Raw genomic sequence first — 25,704 nt, 5'->3', positions numbered from 1 at the left:
CCGTTGCCGGACACGCACAAGCCTGCCCCGGGCGGGTCGTCCGGACCGGCGTTATGGCCGGAGCTGCGCGGACCGTTATCGTGGGGACCGCCATGGCGAAGATCTTCCAAGTGTCGGCCCGCGCGGGGATGACCCGCGTCGTCGAGCCGATTGCCCGCGCCCTGCTGCGCGCGGGCGTCACCCCTAATGTCGTCACCGTCGCGGGCACCGTTGGTGTGCTCGTCGGCGCGCTCGGCTTCGGTGCCCGCGGCCATCTGGTCGCGGGCGCGTTGATCGTGACTCTGTTCGCGTTGACCGACCTGCTCGACGGGACGATGGCCCGGATGAGCGGCGGCTCCACCCGGTTCGGCGCGTTCCTCGACTCAAGCATGGACCGGGTCGCCGACAGCGCCGTCTTCGGCGCGGTGGCGTACTGGCTGGCCACCCGGGGCGACCACTCGGGCGTCGCCGCCGCGCTGCTCTGCCTGGCCGCCGGCGGGCTCGTCTCGTACGTGAAGGCCCGTGCCGAAGGGCTGGGCATGACCTGCAACGTGGGCATCGCCGAGCGCACCGAGCGACTGCTGATCGTCGGTGTCGGTGGGATCCTCACCGGCGTGGGCGTGAAGCCCGCGTTGGAGATCGCGCTCTGGCTGCTGGCCGCCATCTCGATCTTCACGGTGGGGCAGCGGATGGCGCACGTCTACCGCCAGGCCCAGCAGCTCCAGCCGGATGGCCAGGCGTGAGCGCGACCGGCGGCCGGGCCGCGTGAACCTCACCGAGCTGGGCTACCTCGCCGGCTGGCGGCTGGTCCGCGCGCTGCCCCGGTCGCTGGCGGCGGCGGCCTTCGCGGCGGGCGCGGACCGCGCGTACCGCCGGGGCGGCGGGGGTACGGCCCGACTGCGCGCCAACCTGCGCCGGGTGGTCGGCCCGGAGGTGCCCGAGGCCGAGCTGGACGATCTCGTGCGGCGTGGCATGCGCTCGTACGCCCGGTACTGGATGGAGGCGTTCCGCCTGCCGTCGTTGAGCCGGGCGCAGATCCTGTCCGGCTTCCGGCTCGACGGCGCGGAGCTGCTGGCCGCCGACGTCGCCGCCGGCCGGGGCGCGGTGGTGGCGCTGCCGCACGCCGGCAACTGGGACGCGGCGGGCGCCTGGGTGGCGGCCACCGGCTGGCCGATCAGCACGGTCATGGAACGGCTCAAGCCGGAGGGCGTGTACAAGCGGTTCCTGGCGTTCCGCGGGAAGCTGGGCATGGAGATCCTGCCCACCCACGGCGGCCCGCGTCCGGCGTTCGACGTGCTGCTGGACCGGCTGCGCTCAGGCGCGGTCGTGCCGCTGCTGGCCGACCGGGACCTGTCGGCCCGTGGCGTCGAGGTGGACTTCTTCGGCGCGAAGACGCGCATGCCCGCCGGCCCCGCGCTGCTCGCGATACACACCGGTGCGCCGCTCTACGTGGCCTCGATGTGGTACGAGCAGGACCGGGCGTGCGCGTCGCTCGCCGGCCCGCTGCCGGTGCCCGGCCCGGAGGCGGGGCCACTGGACGCGCGGGTCCGGTCGCTGACCCAGATGATCGCCGACCGTCTGGCGACGGGCATCGCCCGGCATCCGCAAGACTGGCACATGTTGCAGCGGATGTGGCTGGACCAGCGCGGCGCGGGGGGCACGGACCTGCCGGCGTCGACCTCGGGTCGGTCCTGAAGGGGGTGGCTGACGCATGCGGATCGGTATCGTCTGCCCGTACTCCTTCGACGTGCCCGGCGGCGTGCAGAACCACGTCGTGGACCTCGCCGAGACGCTGATCACCCTCGGGCACGAGGTCAGCGTGCTCGCGCCGGCCGACGAGGACGCCGACCTGCCGGGGTACGTGGTGTCCGCCGGTCGGGCGGTGCCGCTGCCGTACAACGGGTCGGTGGCCCGGATCGCGTTCGGCCCGGTCTCCACGGCCCGCGTCCGGCGTTGGCTCACCAACGGTGACTTCGACGTGCTGCACGTACACGAGCCGCTGACGTTGAGCCTGTCGCTGCTGGCGGTGCTGTCGGCGCGCGGGCCGGTGGTGGCCACCTTCCACACGGCGATGACCCGCTCGCGGGTGCTGGCGGCCGCCCAGGGCGTGCTGCAGATCGTGTTGGAGCGGATCACCGCCCGGATCGCGGTGAGCGCGCTGGCCCGCAAGGTGCAGGTCGAGCACATGGACGGCGGCGCGGTGGAGATCCCCAACGGGGTGGCGGTGGCGAAGTTCGCCGACGCCGAGCCGCTGCCGGAGTGGCCGGGGGAGTGTGGGCCGGGCACCGGCGGCACGCTGGGCTTCCTGGGGCGGTTCACGGAGGCGCGCAAGGGCTTCCCGGTGCTGCGGGACGCCTTCGTGGCGCTGGCGGCGACCCGTCCGGGCCTGCGGCTGCTGGTCGCCGGCCCGGGTGACCCGGACGACCTGTACGACCAGTTCCCGGCCGAGCTGCGGGATCGGGTGACGTTCCTCGGTCTGGTCTCCGAGCCGGACAAGGCGCGGATGCTGCGCAGCGTGCACCTGTACGTGGCGCCGAACACCGGCGGCGAGTCGTTCGGCATGATCCTCACCGAGGCGTTGGCCGCCGGCACCACGGTCGTGGCGAGCGACCTGGACGCGTTCCGGCGGGTGCTCGACGGTGGGCGGGCGGGGCGGTTGTTCCCGACCGGCGACGCGGTCGGGCTGCGGGACGCGCTGTCCGAGTTGCTCGACGATCCGGGAGCACGGGCCGCGCTGACGGCCTGCGGTGATCAGGTGGTGGCGAATTTCGACTGGCCTATGGTTGCCCGCCGTGTTCTGGAGGTATACGCAGCGGCGATCGAGGCGACCGACGGGCGGGTCATCGACCAGGAATGGGTGGGGCTGGGCTGAGCCGGAGTGACCGATGGTGCGCCTGGTGACGCCGGTGACGAGCGGCGACGCGCGCGATGGAGGAGAAACGGAGCAGCACTACGATGCCGCACATGTGGTGGGTGGTGGCCGCGAGTGTGCTCGTGGGGGTGCTTGCGGCGTACCTCATCTGGACCGCCGGCCGGGTCGAGCGGCTGCAGGCCCGCGCGGAGCTTGCGGCGCGGGCCCTCGACGCCCACCTGTTGCGCCGGGCGGCGGCCGCCGCGGTGCTGGCCGAGCGGCGGTTCGGCGTCGAGCTGTACGCGGCGGCCCGGATCGCGCTCGACGCCGTGCCGGACGAGCGGGAGGCGGCGGAGAACGACCTGACCCGGCAGCTACGCACGGTGCGGTTGGACCCGGCCGACGCGGACTGCACGGCGGTCATCGCGGCGAGCCGCCGGCTCGCGTTGTCCCGGCAGGTACACACCGACCTGGTCCGCGACGCCCGGTCGGCGCGTAGCCGTCCGCTGGTGCGGTTGTTGCGGATGGGGCGGGGTCGTCAGTGGCCGCGCTACTTCGACATCGACGATCCGACGCTCGTCGTGCCGGCGGACGTGCCGGCGGGCTGACCAGGTCGGCAGCGGTGCCGGCGGACCGTGAGCGGGGCCACAGAGCAGGCCACCGGGGGCCTGATTGGCTGTCGAAGCGGCGTTGCGCCGTGCGTAGCATTTCCGCTGCCACCGCCCGCCGCACGTTCTAGGAGCGCCGATCCGTGTCCGACACCAACGCCTCGACCACCGGTACCGCCCCCGTCGTCGGCACGGCCCGCGTGAAGCGGGGCATGGCCGAGATGCTCAAGGGCGGCGTGATCATGGACGTCGTCAACGCCGAGCAGGCCAAGATCGCCGAGGACGCCGGCGCGGTCGCGGTGATGGCGTTGGAGCGGGTGCCCGCCGACATCCGCGCGCAGGGCGGGGTGTCCCGGATGAGCGACCCCGACATGATCGACGGCATCATCTCCGCCGTGTCGATCCCGGTGATGGCCAAGGCCCGCATCGGCCACTTCGTCGAGGCGCAGATCCTCCAGTCGCTGGGCGTGGACTACGTCGACGAGTCCGAGGTGCTGACCCCGGCCGACTACGCGAACCACATCGACAAGTGGGCGTTCACGGTGCCCTTCGTCTGCGGCGCGACCAACCTGGGCGAGGCGCTGCGCCGGATCACCGAGGGCGCGGCCATGATCCGCTCCAAGGGCGAGGCCGGCACCGGTGACGTCTCGAACGCCACCACCCACATGCGGAAGATCCGCCAGGAGATCCGCCGGCTGTCGTCGCTGCCGGCCGACGAGCTGTACGTGGCGGCCAAGGAGTTGCAGGCCCCGTACGAGCTGGTCAAGGAGGTCGCCGAGAGCGGCAAGCTGCCGGTCGTGCTGTTCACCGCCGGTGGGATCGCCACGCCGGCCGACGCCGCGATGATGATGCAGCTCGGCGCGGAGGGCGTCTTCGTCGGCTCCGGCATCTTCAAGGCCGGTAACCCGGCGCAGCGGGCCGCCGCGATCGTCAAGGCCACCACCTTCCACGATGACCCGGACGTGCTGGCGAAGGTCTCCCGTGGTCTGGGTGAGGCGATGGTCGGCATCAACGTCGACGAGATTCCCCAGCCGCACCGCCTGGCCGAGCGCGGCTGGTGAGCAAAACGCGGCTGGTGTGCAAAACGCGGCTGGTGTGCAAGGAAGGGCACCTTGTTAACGCCTGACGTATAGGAAGGGCACCTTCCTAACGCGGGATCGAGAGGAACGGTGCAAACGTGGCGACACCAGCGATCGGTGTCCTCGCCCTGCAGGGTGACGTCCGCGAGCATGTGGCGGCACTGACCGCGGCGGGTGCGGACGCCCGTCCGGTCCGCCGGCCGGGCGAGCTGGACGCGGTGGACGGTCTGGTGATCCCCGGCGGCGAGTCCACCACCATCAGCAAGCTCGTCGACATCTTCGAGATGCGCGAGCCGATCGACAAGCGGATCGCTGACGGCATGCCCGTCTACGGCTCCTGCGCCGGCATGATCATGTTGGCCACCGAGGTGCTGGACGGCCGCGCCGACCAGCGCGGTTTCGCCGGCATCGACATGACGGTACGGCGTAACGCGTTCGGGCGGCAGGTTGACTCGTTCGAGGCACCGGTGGAGATCACCGGCGTGCCGGGCGACCCCTTCTACGCGGTGTTCATCCGCGCGCCGTGGGTCGAGCGGGTCGGCCCGGCCGTCGAGGTGATCGGCACGGTGAGCGGCGGCCCGGCCGCCGAGCGGATTGTGGCGGTCCGGCAGGGCAACCTGCTGGCCACCTCCTTCCACCCCGAGCTGACGGGCGACCTGCGCCTGCACGCGTACTTCGTCGAGCTGGCACGGACCGCCTGAGCGGCCGACACCGCCGCGCGGGCATGGATCGGGCCCCCGGGCCGTTGGTCTGATGGCCCCCCGACGCCGCGCCGCTGCCCGGGCGGGTCCCGGGTGTGACATGGCGGGGCGTGACCTCGGTAAGATTGCCGCGGTTCGGCAGGGCCGTCGCCCGGCGCGGCACTTCCCGCGGGGCCGACCGGCCGCCGGACCGCCGGATGCGGCGCGGAATCGGTGCGGCAGTCGACGCAGGCGTGCAATGACAGACGGAGGTAGAAGATGTCCGGCCACTCAAAGTGGGCGACCACCAAGCACAAGAAGGCCGTCATCGACGCCAAGCGCGGCAAGATGTTCGCCAAGCTGATCAAGAACGTCGAGGTGGCCGCCCGGACCGGCGGCGGCGACCCGTCCGGTAACCCGACGCTGTTCGACGCCATCCAGAAGGCGAAGAAGAGCTCGGTTCCCAACGACAACATCGACCGCGCCGTCAAGCGCGGCTCCGGCCTGGAAGCCGGCGGCGCCGACTGGCAGACCATCATGTACGAGGGGTACGGCCCGAACGGCGTGGCGATGCTGATCGAGTGCCTCACCGACAACCGCAACCGGGCGGCCACCGAGGTGCGCACCGCGCTGACCCGCAACGGCGGCTCGCTCGCCGACGCCGGCTCGGTGTCGTACATGTTCTCCCGCAAGGGCGTGGTGATCGTGCCCAAGGAGGGCACCAGCGAGGACGACGTCATGATGGCCGTCCTCGACGCCGGCGCCGAGGAGGTCAACGACCTCGGTGAGGCGTTCGAGGTCGTCTCCGAGCCGACCGACCTGATCCCGGTGCGGACGGCGTTGCAGGACGCCGGCATCGAGTACGAGTCGGCCGAGTCCTCCCTGATCCCCAGCATGAACGTCCCGCTGGACGAAGAGGGCGCCCGCAAGATCTTCAAGCTGATCGACGTCCTGGAGGACTGCGACGACGTGCAGAACGTCTACGCCAACTTCGACGTCTCCGACGACGTGATGGCGGCCGTCGACGCCTGAGGTCCGGCCCGGCCCTTGATCGACTCGACTTCATGAAAAGCGGGGTGTCCGCCGCGTGCGGACACCCCGCTTTCCGTGAACCGGAGTCGATCAAGCACCAAGCGTCCCGCCCACGCTGGCGTCAGCCCTCCGGCACCGGATCGATCAGGAACACCTGGTCGGGTTGGCCTGTGCACGGCTCGGCGGCGGCCTCGGCCGGTACCTCCGTGTCGTCGTCGCGGATGCCCACGCACAGGTCACCGCCCGCCGGTCGCAGGCGGTACGCGTTCGGTGCCGACCCGGTCGGTTCGAAGCGGAACAGTTGGTCCCAGGAGTCGGTGCGGCACTCGTGCTGAGGCTCGATGAGGTTCTGCCCGGGCTCCTCGCGGCGCACCGTGAGGCAGCCGATCCCCTTGACCGGGTGCTCCCACCTGACGAAGTACATGCCGTCGGTCACCGGCACCAGGTAGGTCTCCGGCGGTGTGGCGCCCACGCAGGGGCGCTGGACCGCCACCTCGTTCTCGTATCGGGCGCTGCGATCGCGACCCTCGCTGATACAGAGCTGCGGGTCACGGGCGGGATGAATCCGGCTCCGACCGCTGGCCGGCGATCCCTGGCCGGTGCCGGACGCCGTTCCGTTGGCCGAGGCGCTGCCGGTCGGCGACGCGCCGACAGCGGTACGGTCCGACGTCCTGGGCCCGTCGTCGTCCGGCCACCAGAACCAGACGCCGAGACCGACCAGCAGGGTGGCCACGACGAGCAGCGCCAGCGGCCCGGGTCGGGTGAACAAGCCCGATCGCGTCTCGTCTGGGCCGACGGTCAGCACGTCGTCCGCGCGCGCTCCGAACGACGCTTCCACGGGCGGCTCGGCAGAGGCGTACGCGCCCGCGGCCAATCTGTCCCGCGCCCGCAGCCACTCGTCGACCTCGTCAGCGGCGCCGCAGGCGCGCACGAAGGCCGCCAGAACCTCGGGTCGCGGCAGTGTCGACCGGCGCAGGACGTCGGCGGCGGTGCTGCGGGCCAGCACGTCGCCCGCCGCGACCGCGCGCTGTTCCAGTTGCCGGAACGTCAGCCGTGACCGGTCCTTGAGCTGGCGCAGCAGGTCGACGAACTCGGCCGGGTCTGCCGCAGCACGCGGTCGGAGGTCCCCCGTGGTCATCGCCTGATTCTGCTGACCCCGCACGCCTTCGGGCAAGTCGTCGCGGGGTCTGTCCGAGATGGTCGGACACAACCCGGACAGACGGCTCTGAGCTGCGCGGACACCGCATTACCCTGACCAGGGCATTGTCCGCCACGACGCGACTATCTAGCGTTTTCGACGATGACCGCGACGCTCTGCGTCGTGCGAGCCGTCGGGTGGGACCGGGGATCGGTCCAAGCCCGGCCACATCAACGACACGGGGGAGATCCGATGATTGACGCTGTCCGGGATCCGGTGCCGCAGGCGGCCACGGCGGGGGAGTACCTGGTGTCACTTCGGAACGTGCGGAGGCGTTCCGGCCTGACGTACCGGGAGATCTCCCGTCGGGCCTCGGCGGCCGGGCACTGGCTCCCGCCGAGCACACTCGCCACCATGCTGGGGCGGAACACGCTGCCCCGGGAACGGACCGTCGTGGCGTTGCTCGCCGCGTGCGGCACGTCCGCGGCCGAGATCGAACGGTGGCTCGACCTACGCCGTGACATCGAAGCGCAGCTCGGCGAGCCGATGCGCCCCACCGGCCAACCGGCGCCCGACGAGCCGGCATACCCGGCGCCGCTGCCTTCCGCTCCGGTGTCCGCCGAGGCGGCCGGTCCCCGCCGGTCCACCGACCGACCACGGCCGGCGCGTCGCCGGCTGTCACTGGGCGCGCTGGCGCTGGTGGGCGCGCTGATCGTGGGCGCGCTGCTGCCCGGCGGCGACGGAATGATCCCCAGGTCGAGCGGCGCCGAATCGAGCGGCGCGTGCCCCGTCGTCCTCCGCCAGGGCATGTACGGCCCCTGCGTGCTGGATGTCCAGGAGCGGCTGGTGGCGGGTGGGTTGGGCGTACCCGTCGACGGGTGGTTCGGACCCGACACCACCAGCCGGGTGATCGCCTTTCAGGCGCTGGCCGCCCTGGAGGTCAGCGGCACGGTGGACGGGCAGGTGCTCGACGCGCTCCAGGACGGTCCGGTGTCGCCTGTCCGGTGGACGGAGAACCGGATCAGCAAGTACCTCCGGGCGAGGTTCCCGGAAGACCCGTCCGAGGCCGTGTGGCTGGCGCGGTGTCTGTCCGGGCTGGATCCGCTACGGGTGGAGGTGACCACCGACGGGTCGCGGCGCTGGGGCCTGTTCCAGTTCAGCGACATGGAGCTGTCACGGCTCGGTGTTGACCGCCGGACCGCGCTGGATCCTGGTTGGAACATCAGTGCGGCGCGCGACGTCTGGTCGCGTACCGGCGACTTCCGCCACTGGCGGTGTCTCCCGTCGTCCTGAGCGGGCGTCGCCGATGCCGTACGGGCAGGCGGGCTCGCGCAGAACGCCGGCCCGGCGCGGACATCCGCGCCGGGCCGCCGTCCCGGGTGCCGCTCAGGTGGTCCGGCGGCGGGTCTTCAGTGCGGTGTCGATCAGTTCCCACACCGCGATCCCGGCGGTGCTCAGCGCGATGATGACCGCGAGGATCTCGCGATTGTCGGCGACCGCCAGCCAGTCGAGCCGCTCACCGAGGGCCGGATTGAGCAGCCGGTCGGAGAGCGCCAGCCACACCACCGGCACCGTGAACGCCAGGTTGAGCAGCGCCTTGGTCGCGAAGAGCCGCCAGCTCCAGCGCCCGATCCGGTACTTGACGATCTCGAACACCACGTCGAGGACCAGCACGCCGATCAGCGCCGGCAGCCAGAACGACCAGAGAGCCGGGTCGAGGAGCGGGATGTTGTCGCCGTCGGTGTCGCGCACCCAGGACTGGTAGTGCTGCCACGGCAGGTAGCCGATGAACACCACCAGCATCGTCACCGTCGCGATGGTGTCGACGAGCGAGATGTCCCGGTGCGCGGGGACGTCGGGGAGCTGGTCGACGGTCCAGTCGGGCAGGTCGACGGTGGGCTGCGACCGCTCGATGAGGACGAACGTCAGGGTGAGCCAGAAGCAGATGTGCACCGCCACGTGCAGGGCGACGACGAGGCCCGGGCCGATGGCGCCGAAGCCCTTGCCCTCGACGACCGCGACGATCGCGACGACCGTGCCGGCGAGCGCCGGGATGAAGCTGAGCAGCAGCTTCAGCAGCCGCAGCCAGATCAGGTAGTAGGTCGGGCCGAGGAGTTGGAGCCGGCGGTCGGCGTAGCGGGCGGCCAACCGGTCGGGGTTGCCCAACTCGGTGAGCACCTCCCGCTCGGCGGCTGCCGCGTTCGCGCCGCCGCCCGTCCGGTCCTCGATCATGTCCTCGATGGAGGCGCGCAACTCGGTGGCGATCTCGTCGCGGCGCGGGGCGGGCACCGAGCGCAGGGTGGCGGCGAGGTAGCGATCGGTCAGGGTGTTCATCGGTCGACTCCTTGGATCAGCCCGGTGATGGAGGTCTGTACGGCGGCGAGGTCGTCCAGGAGCCGGCTCAGCATCGACTCGCCCTCGTCGCTGGTCCGGTAGAACTTGCGCGGCCGGCTCTCCTCGGTGTTCCACTCGCTGGTCAGCAGGCCCTGGTCCTCCAGGCGGCGCAGCAGCGGGTAGAGCGTGTTGGCGTCCACCGGGAAGCCGTGGTCGGTGAGCCGTTGCAGCAGTGCGTAGCCGTAGTCCGGTCGCCGGAGCGCGACCAGGCTGGCCACCACGACGGTGCCTCGACGCAACTCCTGCAGATGCGTCCGTAGAACGTCCTCGCTAACCATGTGTCACACCATACTGTGTGCCACACAGTGTTGTCTACTGAGACATCATCGTGTGTGCCAAGCCCCGCTCGGGCCGCTGGGACGTGCGGGGCGCCCGGTCGACACCGACGCCCCGCCACGTGGTCACACACTCAGCAGGACGCGCCCTGGCGGAAGTTCCGCTCGACGAAGCTGGCCGGGCCGACCTGGAAGTAGCCGACGTCCACCGTGACGAGCCCGGGCCCGATGCCCTGGATCCGCAGCACCGCACCGGTGGCGAAGCAGAGCGATCGCAGCAGCTCGATCTCGGTCTCGGCGAGTGGCAGGTCGTAGCGGACCGCGCCCTGGCAGGCCGGTGTCGCGGTGGTCGACGGGGGAGTCGTTCGGGGCGTACCCCTTGGTGTGGGTGGTGCGGGCGGACGCCCGCTGGTCGGCGGCGGTCGGGACGGCGACGCGGTGGGCGCGGGGGCTCGCGGAGATCGCCGGGGGTGCCGGCGTCGAACGGGTCGGGCCGGGCGGCTGGACGGGCGGCGGCGAGACGGCGTCGGCGCCGCAGGCGGCGACCCCCACGGTGGCCGCGAGGACGACGGTGAGCCGGCGGAACGATGACGGGATCGTCCGGCGCCGAGCCGTTGCCGGACCTGCCGCCGGGCCAGGTGCAACCGGGACTTCACCGTGCCCACCGGAAGGTCGAGCAGGGTGGCGATCTCGGGGTAGCTCAGCCCGAGCACGTCGCGCAGGGCCACCACCTCGGCGTGGTCGGGGTGGACCGAGTCGAACGCGTCGAGCAGATCGAGGCGGGTGCCCGCGACCACGCTGGTCCGCCGCGGATCGGCCTGATCGGGCACCGGAACACCGCCGGCCTCCAGTCGACAGCGGCGACGCAACCTGCGGTACGTGGAGCGGACCCGATTGGCGGCCAGCCGGTGCAGCCAGGTACGGAACGAGGAGCGACCCTCGAACCGGGTGATGCCGCCGGCCAGCGCCAGGAGCGTGGTCCTGGCAGGCTTCCTCGGCGTCCTGGCGGTTGGGCAGGAATCGGGCGCACAGCCGCAGCGCCTCCGGACGCACCGCGACCAGCAGAGCGTCCAGCGCCGCCGGGTCGCCCTGCGCGGCGGAGCGGGCCAGGGCGTCGAGGTCAGCGGGGTCGGGGATGCCGGCCGGGTGTCCAATGCTCGCCGGTGGTCGATCCTCAAGCGTGCGGCCGTCGGCGCTGGTCCGTCCTCGTCCGGTCCGGCACCCGACCCGGGCTACTCGAAGCGGGACACGTCCCCGGCGCCCCGGCGCAGGATCTCCGGCTCCGGCCCGGACAGGTCGATCACCGTCGTCGGCTCCATGCCGCACTCGCCGGCGTCCAGCACCGCGTCGAGCTGGTGGTCGAGCTGTTCCTTGATTTCCCACCCCTGGGTCATCGGCTCGTCCTCGCCGGGCAGCGTCAGGGTGCTGGACACCAGCGGTTCGCCCAGCTCGGCGAGCAGCGCCTGGGTCACCGTGTGCCGGGGTACGCGGACACCGACGGTCCGCTTCTTCGGGTGCAGCATCCGGCGGGGCACCTCCTTGGTGGCCGGCAGGATGAACGTGTAGCTGCCCGGCGTGGACGCCTTCACCAGGCGGAACACCGCATTGCTGATCTGGACGAACTGGCCGAGCTGCGCGAAGTCCCGGCAGACCAGGGTGAAGTGGTGCCGCTCGTCGAGATGGCGGATCGCGCGGATCCGGTCCAACCCGTCCCGGTTGCCCAGTTGGCAGCCCAGCGCGTAGCAGGAGTCCGTCGGATAGGCGACCAGGCCGCCGCCGCGGACCAGGTCGGCGACCTGCCCGATCACGCGGGGCTGCGGGTTTTCCGGGTGTACGTCGTAGTACCTCGCCATCCGTCGAGCCTAGGCCTGTCCGGTGCGAACAGGAGACGCGGACCACCCTCGGCGCGGACGGTGGAGCCGCCGAGATCACCTCGGTAGGGTAGGTGCCGGTCGGCTCCGACCACCTAGATCCACACCGCCGGGGGGCGCCACGCATGGCTGATTCGTTCGCGCATCTGCACGTGCACACCGAGTACTCGATGCTCGACGGAGCGGCCCGGTTGAAGGACCTGTTCGCCGAGGCCAACCGGCTGGGCATGCCGGCGGTGGCGATCACCGACCACGGCAACATGCACGGCGCGAACGACTTCTACAACCAGGCGGTGGCCGCCGGGATCACCCCGATCCTGGGCGTCGAGGCGTACGTGGCGCCGGAGTCGCGCTACCACAAGGCGCGGGTCAAGTGGGGTCGGCCGGAGCAGAAGAGCGACGACGTCTCGGGTAACGGCGCGATCACCCACAAGACCATGTGGGCGAAGAACGCGCAGGGTCTGAAGAACCTGTTCACCCTCAACTCGCGCGCCTCCATGGAGGGGCACTACGTCAAGTGGCCCCGGATGGACATGGAGCTGATCGCCGAGCACGCCGAGGGGATCATGGCCACCACGGGCTGCCCGTCGGGGGCGGTGCAGACCCGACTGCGGCTGGGGCAGTTCGACGAGGCGCTCAAGGTCGCCGCGAGCTACCAGGACATCTTCGGCAAGGACAATTACTTCCTGGAGATCATGGATCACGGCCTCTCCATCGAGAGCCGGGTCCGCGAGGGGCTCACCGAGATCGCCCGCAAGCTGGACATCCCGCCGGTGGTTACCAACGACTCGCACTACACGCACGAGGCGCAGGCCACCGCGCACGACGTGCTGCTGTGTGTGCAGACCGGCAGCAACATCGACGACCCGAACCGGTTCCGGTTCGAGGGCGGCGGCTACTTCGTCAAGAGCGCCGACCAGATGCGCGCGGTCGACTCGTCCGAGTTGTGGCAGCAGGGCTGCCGCAACACCCTGTTGGTCGCCGAGAAGGTCGATCCGAAGGGCATGTTCGAGTTCCACAACCTGATGCCACGCTTCCCGGTGCCCGACGGCGAGACCGAGGAGTCCTGGTTCCGCAAGGAGACCTTCGCCGGGCTGGGCCGTCGCTACCCGAACGGCATCCCCGAGGGGCACGTCGTCCAGGCGGAGTACGAGCTGGGCGTCATCAACCAGATGGGCTTCCCGTCGTACTTCCTCGTGGTCGCCGACTTCATCCAGTGGGCGAAGAAGCAGGGCATCGCGGTGGGCCCGGGCCGTGGTTCGGCCGCCGGCTCGCTGGTGGCGTACGCGCTGGGCATCACCGACCTGGATCCGATCCAGCACGGCCTGATCTTCGAGCGGTTCCTCAACCCCGAGCGGGTCTCGATGCCGGATGTCGACATCGACTTCGACGAGCGTCGGCGCGGTGAGGTGATCAAGTACGTCACCGACAAGTGGGGTGAGGACAAGGTCGCCCAGATCGCCACCTTCGGCACGATCAAGGCGAAGGCCGCGATCAAGGACTCGGCCCGGGTGCTGGGCTTCCCGTACGCGGTCGGTGACCGGATCACCAAGGCCATGCCGCCGGCCGTGATGGGCAAGGACATCCCGCTCACCGGCATCTTCGACTCGAAGCACCCCCGGTACGCCGAGGCGGGCGAGATCCGGGGCCTGTACGACTCCGACCCGGACGTGCGCAAGGTGATCGACACGGCCAAGGGCATCGAGGGGCTGATCCGGCAGACCGGTGTGCACGCGGCCGGCGTCATCATGTCCGCCGAGCCGATCATCGAGCACATCCCGTTGATGCGCCGCGACGCGGACGGGGCGATCATCACGCAGTTCGACTACCCGACCTGCGAGTCGCTCGGGCTGCTGAAGATGGACTTCCTCGGCCTGCGCAACCTGACGATCATCGACGACGCGGTCAAGAACATCGAGCTGAACCACGGCCTCAAGCTCGACCTGCTGGGTCTGCCGCTGGACGACAAGGCCGCGTACGAGCTGCTGGCCCGCGGCGACACCCTCGGCGTCTTCCAGCTCGACGGTGGGCCGATGCGCTCGCTGCTGCGGTTGATGAAGCCGGACAACTTCGAGGACATCTCCGCCGTCCTGGCGCTGTACCGGCCCGGACCGATGGGCGTCGACTCGCACACCAACTACGCGCTGCGCAAGAACAACCTCCAGGAGATCACGCCGATCCACCCGGAGCTGGAGGAGCCGCTGCGGGAGATCCTGGCGCCGACGCACGGCCTGATCGTCTACCAGGAGCAGGTGCAGCGCGCCGCGCAGATCCTCGCCGGCTACACCCTCGGCCAGGCGGACCTGCTGCGCCGGGCGATGGGTAAGAAGAAGAAGGAGATCCTCGACAAGGAGTTCATCCCGTTCCGGGACGGCTGCCGCGAGCGCGGCTACTCCGACGAGGCGATCCAGGCCGTGTGGGACGTGCTGGTGCCGTTCGCCGGGTACGCCTTCAACAAGGCGCACTCCGCCGCGTACGGCCTGGTCTCCTACTGGACGGCGTACCTGAAGGCGCACTACCCGGCCGAGTACATGGCCGGTCTGCTCACGTCGGTCGGCGACGACAAGGACAAGATGGCGCTGTACCTGTCCGAGTGCCGCCGGATGCGCATCCAGGTGCTGCCGCCGGACGTGAACACCTCGGCGGGCCCGTTCACCCCGGTCGGCAAGGACATCCGCTTCGGCCTGGCGGCGGTCCGCAACGTCGGCGCGAACGTCGTCGCCTCGATCATGCGGTGCCGCGCGGAGAAGGGCGAGTACACCGACTTCTACGATTTCCTGTCCAAGGTGGACGCGGTGGTCTGCAACAAGAAGACCATCGAATCGCTGATCAAGGCGGGCGCGTTCGACTCCATGGAGCACCCCCGCAAGGGCCTGCTCGCGGTGCACGCCGACGCCATCGACGCGTACGCCGACGTCAAGCGCAAGGAGGCCGTCGGCCAGTACGACCTGTTCGGCGCCGGCTTCGGCGACGCGGACACCGGCAGCACGACGGTGATGCCGGTGATCGGCGACAGCGAGTGGGAGAAGCGCGACAAGCTGGCCTTCGAGCGCGAGATGCTCGGTCTGTACGTCTCCGACCACCCGCTGTTCGGCCTGGAACACATCCTGGGCGCGGCGGCCGACACCACGATCGCGTCCCTGGCCGAGGACGGCGCGGTGCCCGACGGGGCGGTCGTCACCCTCGCCGGCATCCTCTCCGGCGTCCAACGGCGGGTCACCAAGCAGGGCCGGGCCTGGGCCTCGGCCACCCTGGAGGACCTGGCCGGCGGCGTGGAGACGCTGTTCTTCCCGAACACCTACGAGGTGATCGGGCAGTACATCGCCGAGGACGCCATCGTGGTGGTCAAGGGCCGGGTGGACCGCCGCGACGACACCCCGCGCATCATGGCGATGGACATGTCCATGCCGGACGTCAGCACCAGCGCCACCAACAAGCCGGTCACCCTCACCATCCCGGTGCACCGGTGCACCCCGCCGCTGGTGGAACGGCTCAAGGAGACCCTGGTGCTGCACCCCGGCGACACCGAGGTGCACGTGAAGCTGCTCAACGGCGGCCGTACCACCACCCTGCGGCTGGGACCGTTCCGGGTGGCGGCGACGACCGCGCTGATGGGTGACCTCAAGAGCGTCCTCGGCCCAGCCAACGTGAGCTGACCCGCCCTCGGCCCGCCCTCGGCCCGTCCTCGGCCCGTCCTCGGCCCGCCCCGCCGATCAAGGAGTTGTGGTGGGTGGCAAAGCGCCCATAACCGCGCTTTGTGGGCACCACCACTCCATGATCGACGGGGCGGTCGGGCCAGGGTCGGGCCAGGGTCGGGCCAGGGCTCAGCCCTGGTCGGGGGCGGCGATCTCGCGTAGCTGGCCGTCGGTCAGGCGAAGCCAGCGCTGCACGCCGATCTCGGCCAGGAACCGTTCGTCGTGGCTGACCACCACGAACGCCCCCTGGTACGCGGTCAGCGCGCTCTCCAACTGGGCGACGCTGACCAGGTCCAGGTTGTTCGTCGGCTCGTCGAGCAGCAGCAGTTGCGGCGCCGGCTCCGCGCAGAGCACACAGGCCAGGGTGGCGCGCAGCCGCTCACCGCCGGAGAGCACCCCGACGGGCAGGTTCACCCGGGCGCCCCGGAACAGGAACCGGGCCAGCAGGTTCATCCGCTTGGCGTCCGGCAGGCTCGGCGCGTACGCGGCGAAGTTCTCCGCCACCGTCCGGTCGGGGTCCAGCAGGTCGAGCCGCTGCGACAGGTACGCGATCCGCCCGTCGGCCCGGCGGATCTCGCCGCCGGCCGGTTCGAGGTCGCCGTTGACGAGGCGCAGCAGCGTCGACTTGCCCACGCCGTTCGCCCCGGTGAGCGCGATCCGCTCCGGACCCCGGATCACCAGGTCCGCGCCGTCGCCGCCGAACAGGTCCCGGTCGTCGAAGCGGGCCCGCATCCCCGTACCGGTGAAGACCGTCCGTCCGGCCGGGACGGTGGTGTCCGGCAGGTCCACGACGATCCGGTCCTCCTCGCGGACGGCCCGGCCCGCCTCGTCCAGTCGGGCCTTGGCCTGACCGAGGCGGGCGGAGTGCGTGTCCTGGGCCCTGCCCGCCGACTCCTGCGCGCTGCGCTTCAGCCCACCGGCGACGATCCGGGCCAGGCCGGCGTTCTTCAGGTTCTTCGAGGCGTTGCTGGCCCGCCGGTCGGCCCGTTCCCGGGCCTGCTGCATCTCCCGCTTCTCCCGCTTGACCTCCTGCTCGGCGTTGCGCAGGTTGCTCTCGGCCACCTCGCGCGCCGCCCGCACCGCCTCGGTGTACGCGGTGAAGTTGCCCCCGTACCAGTGGATCTCGCCGCGTTCCAGCTCGGCGATCCGGTCCATCCGGTCCAGCAGCTCCCGGTCGTGGCTGACCAGCAGCAGACACCCGGTGAAGTCGGTGAGCACGTCGTAGAGCTGGTGCCGGGCCGCCAGGTCCAGGTTGTTGGTCGGCTCGTCGAGCAGCAGCACGTCCGGGCGGCGCAGCAACTGCGCCGCCAGCCCGAGGGAGACCACCTGGCCCCCGCTGAGCGTGTGCAGCGGCCGGTCGAGCGACAGGTCGCCCAGGCCGAGCCGATCCAGCTCGGCGCGGGTGCGCTCCTCGATGTCCCAGTCGTCGCCGATGGTGGCGAAGTGCGTCTCGCTGGCGTCGCCGCCCTCGATGGCGTGCAGCGCCGCGATGCGTTCGGCGACGCCGAGCACCTGCGACACGGCCAGGTCGCCGGCCAGCGGCAGGGTCTGCGGCAGGTACCCGAGCAGACCGTCGACCGTGACGCTGCCGCCGGTGGGCCGCAGCTCCCCGGCGATCAGCCGCAGCAGGGTGCTCTTGCCGGCGCCGTTGGGCGCGACCAGACCGGTGCGACCGCCGGGGACGCTGAAGGACAGGTCGGAGAAGACCGGAGTGTCGTCCGGCCAGGAAAAGGACAGGTTCGAGCAGACGATGAAAGCGTCAGACATGGTGAGTGACCTCGGAGGGTGGGTTGGGCGCGCGTGAGCGGCCCGACGACGAACGGGACCGGTGGAGCGACGGCATGGCCACGACGGCTGCGCCTACGCGCGCCGAACCGATGGCCGAACATGTCCGGTCTCACCCGGAGATGTCGTCGTCACCCGCCATGTCTGGTCTCCCTGGTCGTGTCACTGACCCAACTCGGCCAAGTCTAACAACGGATCTTCCGTCCGCCACCGGGTTCCGACCCCACACCGCCGCACGGCGTCGCCAGTCGACGAGCTCTGACGACGGCCTTGATCACGGTCGGGTTGATGATCCAGGCCAGGGTCTGGCCGACCGGAATCACCGAGCCCGCCACGCCCCGAGCATCGCCACGACCCCCGTGGCCGCGGCAAACACCAGCCCGAGCGACATCACCACATTGCCCGCGACAGTCCCCGCGTTCTCCGATCGGAAATTCGGCGTCAGCTGGCCGGCCGCCCACCCGCCGAGGACGATCCACAATGAGATCAGCACCGAGAACACCGGTGCCCACCAGCGCGGAACGGTGAACACCACCAAGGCACCGCACACCACGATGAAGACGATCCCCGGTGGGAACGGGGGGAACTTGCCGGGATCCGCGATCCATTGGATGAGCAGTCCCAGGATGCCCACCACCAGCCCCCACAGCGACAACCTTGTGCTTCTGCGGGCCGCCGTCACTCTCGCCACGATCGCGCTCACCGTCGAGGTCCCTCCGTCTCAGTGTCCTGTCGTCTGTCTGCATCCGCTGTCCGGGCCGGCCCGGAACCATGCACCCAGACGGCGGCGATCCCGAACGCCACAGCCGCGGCGAATCCGGCCATCTGAAGCCATCCCGCGTAGAACTGGACGGGTTCCGTCGGGGTACCGAGCCGACCCACGAAGGAGGCGTCGGAGAACCCGCCGAAGAGAAACAAGACGCCCGTCACCACCGCCAACAACGGCGTGAAGCGCCACCTGAAGGCCGCCACCATGGCGGCCACTCCGAGGTAGATCAGCGGCCCCGGCCCGTCGTAACCGGCGACCAGGCTGCGGGACTCGATAATCTCGGGACCAGCGTCGCCGATCGCCGCCACGACAAGCGCTACGCAGGTCGCGATGGCCCAGCGGCGCCGTTCCGCCTTCACCATGGATTGATCCGTCACGGCTCGACTATCCGCAGTCCAGCCGGGATTGGCGTCAGCCCACGGAAGGCTCTGGCTCTACGCAAATCTGCGTAGAGCGGCGCCCCGCTCACCGGGGCCGGTATTCAACCTCCGGGCGGCCGGGGGTGCCGTAGCGGGGGTGGCGGACGGCGCTGTCGATCGTCACCAGGTACTCCAGGTAGCGGCGGGCGGTCACCCGCGAGATGCCGGTCGCCGCGCTCACCTCGGTCGCGGACAGCCCCGCCCCGGGAGTGGACCCGTCGGCCAGCGCGGCGCGTACCCGGGTGAGGGTCTGCGCGTCGAGCCCCTTGGGCAGGCTGTGCCCGGTCGCGCCGCGCAGCGTGGCGAACATCCGGTCCACGTCGTGCTGGGCGGCCACCTCGCCGTCGGCGAGCGCCTGTGCCCGGTAGTCCGCGTAGCGGTCCAGCTTGTCGCGGAACGCCGCGAACGTGAACGGCTTGAGCAGGTAGTGCGTCACCCCGAGGGAGACCGCGGTGCGCACCACCGCGAGGTCCCGCGCGGACGTCACCGCGAGGACGTCGACGCTGCTGCCGGCCGCGCGCAGCGCCCGGCAGACGTCCAGGCCGTGCAGGTCGGGCAGCCGAAAATCCAGGAGTACGAGGTCCACGTCGCCGCCGTCGTTGGCGCGCAGGGCCGCCATCGCCGCCCGTGCGGTGTGTGCCACCCCGACCACCGCGAAACCGGGCACCCGCTCGGTGTACGCGGCGTGCGCCTCGGCCAGCAGCGGCTCGTCCTCGACCACGAGCACCCGGATGTCGTTCACGGCCGGGTCCCCGGGAGTCGCACGGTGAACAGGCTGCCGCCGGCGTCCGAGCGGGTCACCTCGGCGCTGCCGCCGTGCCGGCGGACCACCTGCCCGATCAGGGCCAGCCCGAGCCCCCGCCCGGTGCTCTTGGTGGACCAGCCGCGCCGGAAGGCGTCCGCCACCCGCTCCTTCGCCAGCCCGGGTCCGCTGTCGGCGACCCGAACCACGAGTTCGTCGTCGACGGTGCCGACGAAGACCCGCACGGTGCGCGGCGGGGGCGTACCGGCGACGGCCTCCAGGGCGTTGTCGACCAGGTTGCCGACGACGGTGAGCAGGTCGTTGGTCGGCAGCGGGCTGTCGTCGAGGTGGCAGTCCGGCTCGATCACCAGGTCCACGCCGCGCTCTCCGGCCTGCGCGGACTTGCCGAGCAGCAGGGCGGCCAGGGCCGGCTCGGTGACCGCGTCGACCACCCGGTCGGTCAGTTGCTGGGCGAGGGCGAGGTCCCGGGTGCCGAGCCGGACCGCCTCGTCGGCGCGGCCCAGCTCCACCAGCGTGAGGACGGTGTGCAGCCGGTTGGCCGACTCGTGCGTCTGCGCCTGCAACGCCTGGGTGAGCGCGCGCACCGAGTCCAGCTCGCTGGCCAGGGTCCGTAGCTCGGTCTGGTCGCGCAGGGTCAGCACGGTGCCGAGCGCCGCCCCCTCGAAGCGGGCGGTCCGCTGGTTGGCCACCAGCACCCGGTCACCGGCCAGCAGGGGCTCGTCGAGGGCGTCGCGACCGGCCGCGAGCAGCTCGGCCACCGCCGGTGGCAGGTCGACCTCGGCCACCGCCTGGTCGGTGACCGGCTCGTCGGCGTCGAGGCCCAGCAGTCGCCGGCCCTCGTCATTGATCAACGCCACCCGCCGGTCAGTGGTCAGCACCACCAGACCCTCGCGCACCGAGTGCAGGACCGCGTCGTAGTACTCGTACATCCGGGTCATCTGTGTCGGTCCCAGGCCGTGGGTCTGGCGGCGCAGGCGGCGGCTGAGCAGCCACGAACCGGTCGCGGCGAGCGCGAGCGCCGGTACCGCGACGCCGAGCAGCACGGGGAGCTGGCGCAGCAGCTTCCGGTTGATCGCGCGGGTGGTGATGCCCACCGAGACCAGGCCGACGATGCGCCCCTGCTGGTCGTACACCGGGACGACCGCGCGCACCGACTCGCCGAGCGTTCCGACGTTGGTGGTGGTGAACGCGTGGCCCGCCAGGGCGGGCCCGATCTCCCCGACGAACGGCTCGCCGATCTGCTCCGGCGTGGGATGGGAGAAGCGGGTGCGGTCGGGGGCCATCACGACCACGAAGTCCGTCCCCGTGGCCTTGCGGGTCGACTCGGCGTACGGCTGCAGGGTGCGGGCGGGGTCGGCGGTCGTGAGGGCCGCGCGGACGTCGGGGGAGCCGGCGACGGTCTGGGCGACCGCGAGCACCTCCTCCTGCGCGGCCTGGCGGGAGTCGACGCGGGCCAGCCAGACGGCGCCCGCCGCCCCGGCCAGCACGAGCAGGGTGACCACCACCGCCTGGAGGGCGAAGAGCTGCCCCGCGATGCTCCACTGCCGTCGGGCCACCTCCGGCACCTCCTCGGACTTCTCCCGGTGAGCGGTGAACAGAATGACCGCAAGGCTGTCAACGGGTGAGACGCGCTTCACATTGTCGACATGGACACCACCGCATCCACCACCACGGCGGAACCGTCGGCCCGTCGGGACCGTACCCGTTACCTGTACCTGGCCGTCATCGTGGCCGTGCTCGCCGGCATCGTCGTCGGCCTGGTCGCCCCCGATTTCGGCAAGGAACTCAAGCCCATTGGCACGGGCTTCGTCAACCTCATCAAGATGATGATCAGCCCGGTCATCTTCTGCACCATCGTGCTCGGCGTCGGCTCGGTCCGGCAGGCCGCGAAGGTCGGCAAGGTCGGCGGCCTGGCCCTCGGCTACTTCCTGACCATGTCGACCGTGGCGCTCGCCATCGGCCTGGTCGTCGGCAACCTCATCCACCCCGGCTCCGGCCTCGACCTGGGTCAGGACCTCGCGGGCGCCGGCAAGGCCGCCGCCGGAGACGAGGCCGGCGGTACGACGGAGTTCCTCCTCGGGATCATCCCGACGACGCTGCTCTCCGCGCTCACCGAGGGCGAGGTGCTCCAGACGCTGCTGGTCGCGCTGCTCGTCGGCTTCGCCGTCCAGGCCATGGGACGGCGCGGTGAGCCGGTGCTCGGCGCGATCGCCGTCATCCAACGGGTCGTCTTCAAGGTCCTCGCGATGATCATGTGGCTGGCGCCGGTCGGCGCGTTCGGCGCGATGGCCGCCGTGGTCGGCGCGACCGGCGTGGACGCCCTCAAGAGCCTCGCCCAGATCATGCTCGGCTTCTACGCCACCTGCCTGATCTTCGTGCTGGTGGTGCTGGGCGCGCTGCTCTGGTTCATCGCCCGGATCTCGATCTTCTCGCTGCTGCGCTACCTGGGCCGGGAGTTCCTGCTGATCCTGTCGACGTCGTCGTCGGAGTCGGCGCTGCCCCGGCTGATCGCCAAGATGGAGCACTTCGGCGTCAGCAAGCCGGTCGTCGGCATCACCGTGCCGACCGGGTACTCCTTCAACCTCGACGGCACGGCCATCTACCTGACCATGGCGTCGCTGTTCATCGCCGACGCGCTGGGCAAGCCCCTCGCGGTCGGGGAGCAGATCTCGCTGCTGCTGTTCATGGTGATCGCGTCCAAGGGCGCCGCCGGTGTCACCGGCGCCGGGCTGGCCACGCTGGCCGGTGGCCTCCAGTCGCACCGCCCGGACCTCGTCGACGGGGTCGGCCTGATCGTCGGCATCGACCGCTTCATGTCCGAGGCGCGGGCGCTGACCAACTTCGCCGGCAACGCGGTGGCGACCGTGCTGGTGGGCACCTGGACCGGTGAGTTCGACCGGGAGCGGGCGGCCGAGGTCCTGCGCGGCGACGATCCGTTCGACGAGGCGACCATGCTCGACCACCACGACGACGAGGAGTCCGGGTCGGCGGCGCGGCGACCCGCCGACGACAAGACGGTTAGTGCCGCCGGCGTGGGAGCCTGATCCGGAGCTTGGGAGCCCTCTGCGGTCGCCTGCTCATCGCTGACGAGGACGTGACCGCGTTGCGAGGCGAGCGGCGCGACCGCAGGGGGTTCCACCGAAGCCGACCATCTATCGGGAGGGCCGGTCCGGGAGCGCGAACGGATCCGCCAGGCCGAGCATCCGGTGCAGGTGAGTGACCTGCTCACGGGCGGGCCCGATCGGTTCGGTAGGTACGCCGCGCTGAACAGCGCGCAGCAGTCCTTCCGCGAGCGTTAGCCCGTCATCCTCGCGCGCCGCCACTGTGGTCACGATCCGTTCGCTCTCCGTCGGGTTGCTCACGAGGTCGTCCATCCTGAGGCGTCCGAAGATCTTCCTCAGGTTCGCCGCGGAGAATCCCGGAGCATCGTCGACCAGTTGCCGGATGAGCAGGCTCCGCTGCCGTGGCAGGGGCGTGAGCGCGAAGGCCCAGGCGTACTGCTCGGCCCGCATGTCGCGCCGCTGCGGATCCGGTGGCGACAGCAGTAGTTGCAGAAAGAGTGCCGCCTCGGACACCAGGAACGGCTCGCCGTCGATCTGGTGCAGACCGGGAACGCCAGCTTCTTGCCAGTACGGCATCAGGTCGTAGAGGCATTCCCGAACGTCGTGTCCGGTCTGCACGAACGCCGACCGACGCAGGGACCGCCCGATGCGGCTGTCCGCCGCGACGAACACGTCCGGCGCCATGGCAGCTACCCGACGATCAAGCGGCTGGGTGTTCGGACGGGTATCCGGTGGCCAGGGCAGCGACTCGTAGACGCTGATCTCGGCGCCGTCCTCGGGGCGTACCTCCAGGCGGGTGGGAGACACATCCAGCCGCCAGGCCACCCGAAGCGTCTGCCATATCCGCTTGCGGTCCTCGGCGTCGAGTTGGCTCTGCCACAGCAGCGCCTGCCGTCGCCAGTTGTCGACAACCGGCTCCCCGACCAACTCGACCGCGTCCACGGGGCCGTCCGACAACAGCAGCACGAAGCAGGCCAGGTTCGCCGAGAACGCCGCCTGCCGCACGGCGGCCGGTGTCCGCCGAGGTTCGTATTCGCCTCTCGTCCAGGTGGGGTGGGGGTATCCGACGTCAGGCAGGAGCTCCAGGGCCAGCTCGCGGCAGATCCCACGCCGCCGTGGGTCCAGTCGCCCGAGCATTCCCCGGCAGAACTCCCACAGCGGAGTTCGCCGGGTGATGGTGACGAATGATGTCGCCCCGTACAACGGGCCGGGATCGATCACACCCTGACGCCGTCGCTGATGGACGCGTTCTTCGGCGAGATCGACAAGGGCGGCGACAATCTGTCGGGCGGCCAGAAAATCGCCGAAGGTGGCGTGCAGGAATTCGAAGCTGCGTTCCGGTCCGCTGGTGTCCCGGGACGCTCGCGACTCGTGGATGAAGAAGAACCGACCGACCATCAGCTGGCTCATGGTGAGCGCCCGGTCGGCAGCCTCGGCCGACGGCGAGCGCAGGTCTTCTTTCCACAGCAGGTGCGGGATGTCAGCATCCAGTTCGGCTTCCAGGATCACCTCACCGCTTCGGTTCAGGATGGCGATGGCGACCGCCATCAGACGGCGCCATTCCGCAGCGATCTCGTGGGCGCGTTGGTCGTCGGTGTGGCCGCGCTCCTGTTTGTCGACCTCGCGTTCGACGAAATCAGCGAAGAGTCGTTCGTAGAGTTCCACGCGGCGCATGTCGCCCTCGGCGTTCTGCAGGCCGTTGTCACCCGCGTCATAGAGCGCCAGCAGGAGAAGCAGCAGTGGCTGACTCGCCAACTCGCCATGTGCGAGGGCTGTTTCGGCGGACAACGGCCGCAACCCCCGGGCGGTGAGGCTGGCACCGTTGTGGTCGTTCCACACGTCGAGCCACGCCCGGATCTGCGGTTCTCCGAACGGTTCGAGTCGCAGCACCACGGACTTGTCCGGGAACCGCGCTCGGTCGGCGACCACGGTACGGCTGGTGACGAGCACGGCGACCGGACGGTCAAGTTCCTCCTCGCGCTGCTGAAACAGCCGGATCTGGTCGAGGTAGTCCGCGTGGTTGATCCCGGTGGCTTGCAGCAACTCGTCGAAGCCGTCCAGGATGACGACGGGCAGCGCGTCGCCCGCGCGGCGGGCGAGGTCGGGCCAGGAGACCCGTTCGCCGAGCATCTGCACGAGCGCCTCCTCAATCTGCCCCTGGATCGAGGAGTCAGCGGGAACGTTGCGTAGTTCGACTCGGATGACCAGGAAGTCGGCCGGAGGAAGCCGGGCGGCGAGAACCCTCGTCATCGCGGACTTGCCTGAGCCGGGTTGGCCCAGTACGACGAGCGGGCTCTCGACGGCGTTCGGTCCGGTCAGGTGCGCCAGCAGGAAGGCGTGGACGTCATCGAGGCGGGTGGACCGTGACCACCACGTCTCGGTGGCGGGAAGATCGTAGGGCCCGGCCACCGCGACCCGGCCGTGCGGGTTGACGTAGCCCTTGCCCAGGCTGGGAAGCACGACGTGGCGAGGCGCATGCGCGGAGGCCAGGATGGCTCGGTCCAATCCGGCCCGGTACCGCCGGCCGAGACCGGCCAGGACGGCGTCGACGGCGGTCGCAGCCGACACGGCGCGCAGATCGGCAAGCTGTCTGGACAGGTCGGCGACCGAGTCCCGCAGCAGCGCGCGGGTGGCCTCGGTGTCGACCATGCTCGCCCAGACCCCGAACTCGGGGGCCTGCGTGATGAGTGCCCGGTACGCCTGCGTATACCGGTCAATCGCGATCCGCCGTACGTCTCCTTCGATGGCCGCGATGGTCTCGGTGACCCGGTCGTCGCGTCCCTCGAAGGCGCTGAGACCGTGCAGGAAGTCCCGCAAGGCTGCCGCCGCTGATCCGAAGTAACCGCCGAGCGCGGCGATCGTCGCCTCGAAGGGTTGGTGCGGCGCGGGCATCGGAGGCGGTGTGTCGATGAGCACCCGCACCAGGTCGGCGTAGCGGTCGACGACCGCCGTCGAGGTGGTGATGGCGACCTGTTCGCCGGCGGTCAGTGCGGCATCGGCCAGGTCGACCTCCGGATGGTCGGCCAGGGCGATCTCAAAGGCCTCGTAGAAGGCGGTGACGACGATGATCGCGTGGGCGGCTACGAGACGTTGCGTGCGGTCGAAACGCCGTAGGCCAGCGATCCGCTCGTGCAGGCCGGCCATTGCCGAGTTGCCCCAGGTGATCAGTTCGCGGCCCAGGGAAAGGAGGTCGGCTCCGCCGAGGCCAGCCGCGGTCAGGCCGGCGGCAGCTACGCCGCTCGTCGCGCCGACGGCTCGTATCACGGGATTTTCCGGGCTGCCAAGCAGACGAGCCGCATCGGCA

At 70.7% G+C, this 25,704-nt stretch carries 21 protein-coding genes; 10 read left to right on the top strand and 11 right to left on the bottom strand.

The genetic code is table 11. The annotated features are described in order from the left end of the window. Positions 1 to 92 precede the first annotated feature (92 nt). The 7 genes from pgsA to AB0J36_RS20605 all read left to right on the top strand — a co-directional run bounded on the left by pgsA (position 93) and on the right by AB0J36_RS20605 (position 6,229). Positions 93 to 722 (top strand): phosphatidylinositol phosphate synthase, encoded by a 630-nt coding sequence (pgsA, locus tag AB0J36_RS20635; protein WP_355053455.1) that lies wholly within the window; start codon positions 93 to 95, stop codon positions 720 to 722. Positions 723 to 744: 22 nt separating this feature from the next. Beyond that, complete coding sequence (locus tag AB0J36_RS20630; RefSeq protein ID WP_357120747.1) at positions 745 to 1,674, top strand: phosphatidylinositol mannoside acyltransferase; 930 nt, start codon at positions 745 to 747, stop codon at positions 1,672 to 1,674. A gap of 16 nt (positions 1,675 to 1,690) precedes the next feature. Continuing rightward, the gene (locus tag AB0J36_RS20625) at positions 1,691 to 2,851 is read left to right on the top strand and encodes a glycosyltransferase family 4 protein (protein ID WP_357119619.1); all 1,161 of its coding nucleotides are present in this window, start codon (positions 1,691 to 1,693) and stop codon (positions 2,849 to 2,851) included. Between the two features lie 83 nt (positions 2,852 to 2,934). After that, positions 2,935 to 3,438, top strand: a complete 504-nt coding sequence (locus AB0J36_RS20620) for a hypothetical protein (RefSeq protein ID WP_357119615.1) — start codon at positions 2,935 to 2,937, stop codon at positions 3,436 to 3,438. Between the two features lie 143 nt (positions 3,439 to 3,581). After that, on the top strand, positions 3,582 to 4,499 hold the full coding sequence (pdxS, locus tag AB0J36_RS20615) for a pyridoxal 5'-phosphate synthase lyase subunit PdxS (RefSeq protein ID WP_357173494.1): 918 nt from the start codon (positions 3,582 to 3,584) through the stop codon (positions 4,497 to 4,499). A 116-nt stretch (positions 4,500 to 4,615) separates the two neighbouring features. Then, complete coding sequence (pdxT, locus tag AB0J36_RS20610; RefSeq protein ID WP_363661001.1) at positions 4,616 to 5,218, top strand: pyridoxal 5'-phosphate synthase glutaminase subunit PdxT; 603 nt, start codon at positions 4,616 to 4,618, stop codon at positions 5,216 to 5,218. Between the two features lie 258 nt (positions 5,219 to 5,476). Further along, positions 5,477 to 6,229 (top strand): YebC/PmpR family DNA-binding transcriptional regulator, encoded by a 753-nt coding sequence (locus tag AB0J36_RS20605; protein WP_139587604.1) that lies wholly within the window; start codon positions 5,477 to 5,479, stop codon positions 6,227 to 6,229. A gap of 121 nt (positions 6,230 to 6,350) precedes the next feature. On the opposite strand, the gene AB0J36_RS20600 is transcribed toward AB0J36_RS20605, so the two are convergent. Further along, positions 6,351 to 7,367 carry a helix-turn-helix domain-containing protein gene (locus AB0J36_RS20600; RefSeq protein ID WP_363661000.1) on the bottom strand — a complete coding sequence of 339 codons (1,017 nt, stop codon included), beginning with the start codon at positions 7,365 to 7,367 and terminating at the stop codon, positions 6,351 to 6,353. Between the two features lie 252 nt (positions 7,368 to 7,619). Between AB0J36_RS20600 and AB0J36_RS20595 the strand changes: the two genes are divergently transcribed. After that, the gene (locus tag AB0J36_RS20595) at positions 7,620 to 8,660 is read left to right on the top strand and encodes a peptidoglycan-binding protein (RefSeq protein WP_357119602.1); all 1,041 of its coding nucleotides are present in this window, start codon (positions 7,620 to 7,622) and stop codon (positions 8,658 to 8,660) included. A 93-nt stretch (positions 8,661 to 8,753) separates the two neighbouring features. Here AB0J36_RS20595 and AB0J36_RS20590 read toward each other — a convergent pair whose 3' ends face one another. The 4 genes from AB0J36_RS20590 to AB0J36_RS20575 all read right to left on the bottom strand — a co-directional run bounded on the left by AB0J36_RS20590 (position 8,754) and on the right by AB0J36_RS20575 (position 11,889). After that, positions 8,754 to 9,701, bottom strand: a complete 948-nt coding sequence (locus AB0J36_RS20590; RefSeq protein WP_357119599.1) for a permease prefix domain 1-containing protein — start codon at positions 9,699 to 9,701, stop codon at positions 8,754 to 8,756. After that, positions 9,698 to 10,039 (bottom strand): PadR family transcriptional regulator, encoded by a 342-nt coding sequence (locus AB0J36_RS20585; protein WP_110564981.1) that lies wholly within the window; start codon positions 10,037 to 10,039, stop codon positions 9,698 to 9,700. Before AB0J36_RS20585 ends, AB0J36_RS20590 begins: the two co-directional genes overlap by 4 nt. 131 nt (positions 10,040 to 10,170) lie before the next feature. Further along, complete coding sequence (locus AB0J36_RS20580) at positions 10,171 to 11,190, bottom strand: RNA polymerase sigma factor (protein WP_357392890.1); 1,020 nt, start codon at positions 11,188 to 11,190, stop codon at positions 10,171 to 10,173. A gap of 78 nt (positions 11,191 to 11,268) precedes the next feature. Further along, the gene (locus tag AB0J36_RS20575; RefSeq protein ID WP_357392860.1) at positions 11,269 to 11,889 is read right to left on the bottom strand and encodes an L-threonylcarbamoyladenylate synthase; all 621 of its coding nucleotides are present in this window, start codon (positions 11,887 to 11,889) and stop codon (positions 11,269 to 11,271) included. Between the two features lie 143 nt (positions 11,890 to 12,032). On the opposite strand from AB0J36_RS20575, the gene dnaE reads away from it, so the two are divergent. After that, positions 12,033 to 15,563: a DNA polymerase III subunit alpha gene (gene dnaE, locus AB0J36_RS20570; RefSeq protein ID WP_357392859.1), complete on the top strand. Its 3,531-nt coding sequence runs from the start codon at positions 12,033 to 12,035 to the stop codon at positions 15,561 to 15,563. Positions 15,564 to 15,731: 168 nt separating this feature from the next. On the opposite strand, the gene abc-f is transcribed toward dnaE, so the two are convergent. The 5 genes from abc-f to AB0J36_RS20545 form a co-directional block, all read right to left on the bottom strand. Further along, the gene (abc-f, locus tag AB0J36_RS20565) at positions 15,732 to 17,369 is read right to left on the bottom strand and encodes a ribosomal protection-like ABC-F family protein (RefSeq protein WP_357392858.1); all 1,638 of its coding nucleotides are present in this window, start codon (positions 17,367 to 17,369) and stop codon (positions 15,732 to 15,734) included. Between the two features lie 337 nt (positions 17,370 to 17,706). Continuing rightward, a complete protein-coding gene (locus AB0J36_RS20560; protein WP_357119585.1) occupies positions 17,707 to 18,090 on the bottom strand; it encodes a hypothetical protein in 384 nt (127 codons plus the stop codon). Continuing rightward, positions 18,087 to 18,533 carry a hypothetical protein gene (locus tag AB0J36_RS20555; RefSeq protein WP_357392857.1) on the bottom strand — a complete coding sequence of 149 codons (447 nt, stop codon included), beginning with the start codon at positions 18,531 to 18,533 and terminating at the stop codon, positions 18,087 to 18,089. Before AB0J36_RS20555 ends, AB0J36_RS20560 begins: the two co-directional genes overlap by 4 nt. Before the next feature lie 88 nt (positions 18,534 to 18,621). Continuing rightward, positions 18,622 to 19,317 carry a response regulator gene (locus AB0J36_RS20550; RefSeq protein WP_357119579.1) on the bottom strand — a complete coding sequence of 232 codons (696 nt, stop codon included), beginning with the start codon at positions 19,315 to 19,317 and terminating at the stop codon, positions 18,622 to 18,624. After that, positions 19,314 to 20,894 (bottom strand): sensor histidine kinase, encoded by a 1,581-nt coding sequence (locus AB0J36_RS20545; protein WP_357173508.1) that lies wholly within the window; start codon positions 20,892 to 20,894, stop codon positions 19,314 to 19,316. The genes AB0J36_RS20550 and AB0J36_RS20545 overlap by 4 nt, the downstream gene beginning before the upstream one ends. 90 nt (positions 20,895 to 20,984) lie before the next feature. Between AB0J36_RS20545 and AB0J36_RS20540 the strand changes: the two genes are divergently transcribed. Beyond that, positions 20,985 to 22,382 (top strand): cation:dicarboxylase symporter family transporter, encoded by a 1,398-nt coding sequence (locus tag AB0J36_RS20540; RefSeq protein ID WP_357392856.1) that lies wholly within the window; start codon positions 20,985 to 20,987, stop codon positions 22,380 to 22,382. Between the two features lie 108 nt (positions 22,383 to 22,490). Here AB0J36_RS20540 and AB0J36_RS20535 read toward each other — a convergent pair whose 3' ends face one another. After that, the gene (locus tag AB0J36_RS20535; protein WP_363660999.1) at positions 22,491 to 25,664 is read right to left on the bottom strand and encodes a hypothetical protein; all 3,174 of its coding nucleotides are present in this window, start codon (positions 25,662 to 25,664) and stop codon (positions 22,491 to 22,493) included. Positions 25,665 to 25,704 lie beyond the last annotated feature (40 nt).

The sequence above is a fragment of the Micromonospora sp. NPDC049662 genome, from assembly GCF_040675055.1.
GTDB lineage: Bacteria > Actinomycetota > Actinomycetes > Mycobacteriales > Micromonosporaceae > Micromonospora.
The sequence above is the reverse complement of the archived record's forward strand: the minus strand, read 5'-3'. Positions and strand labels throughout refer to the sequence as shown.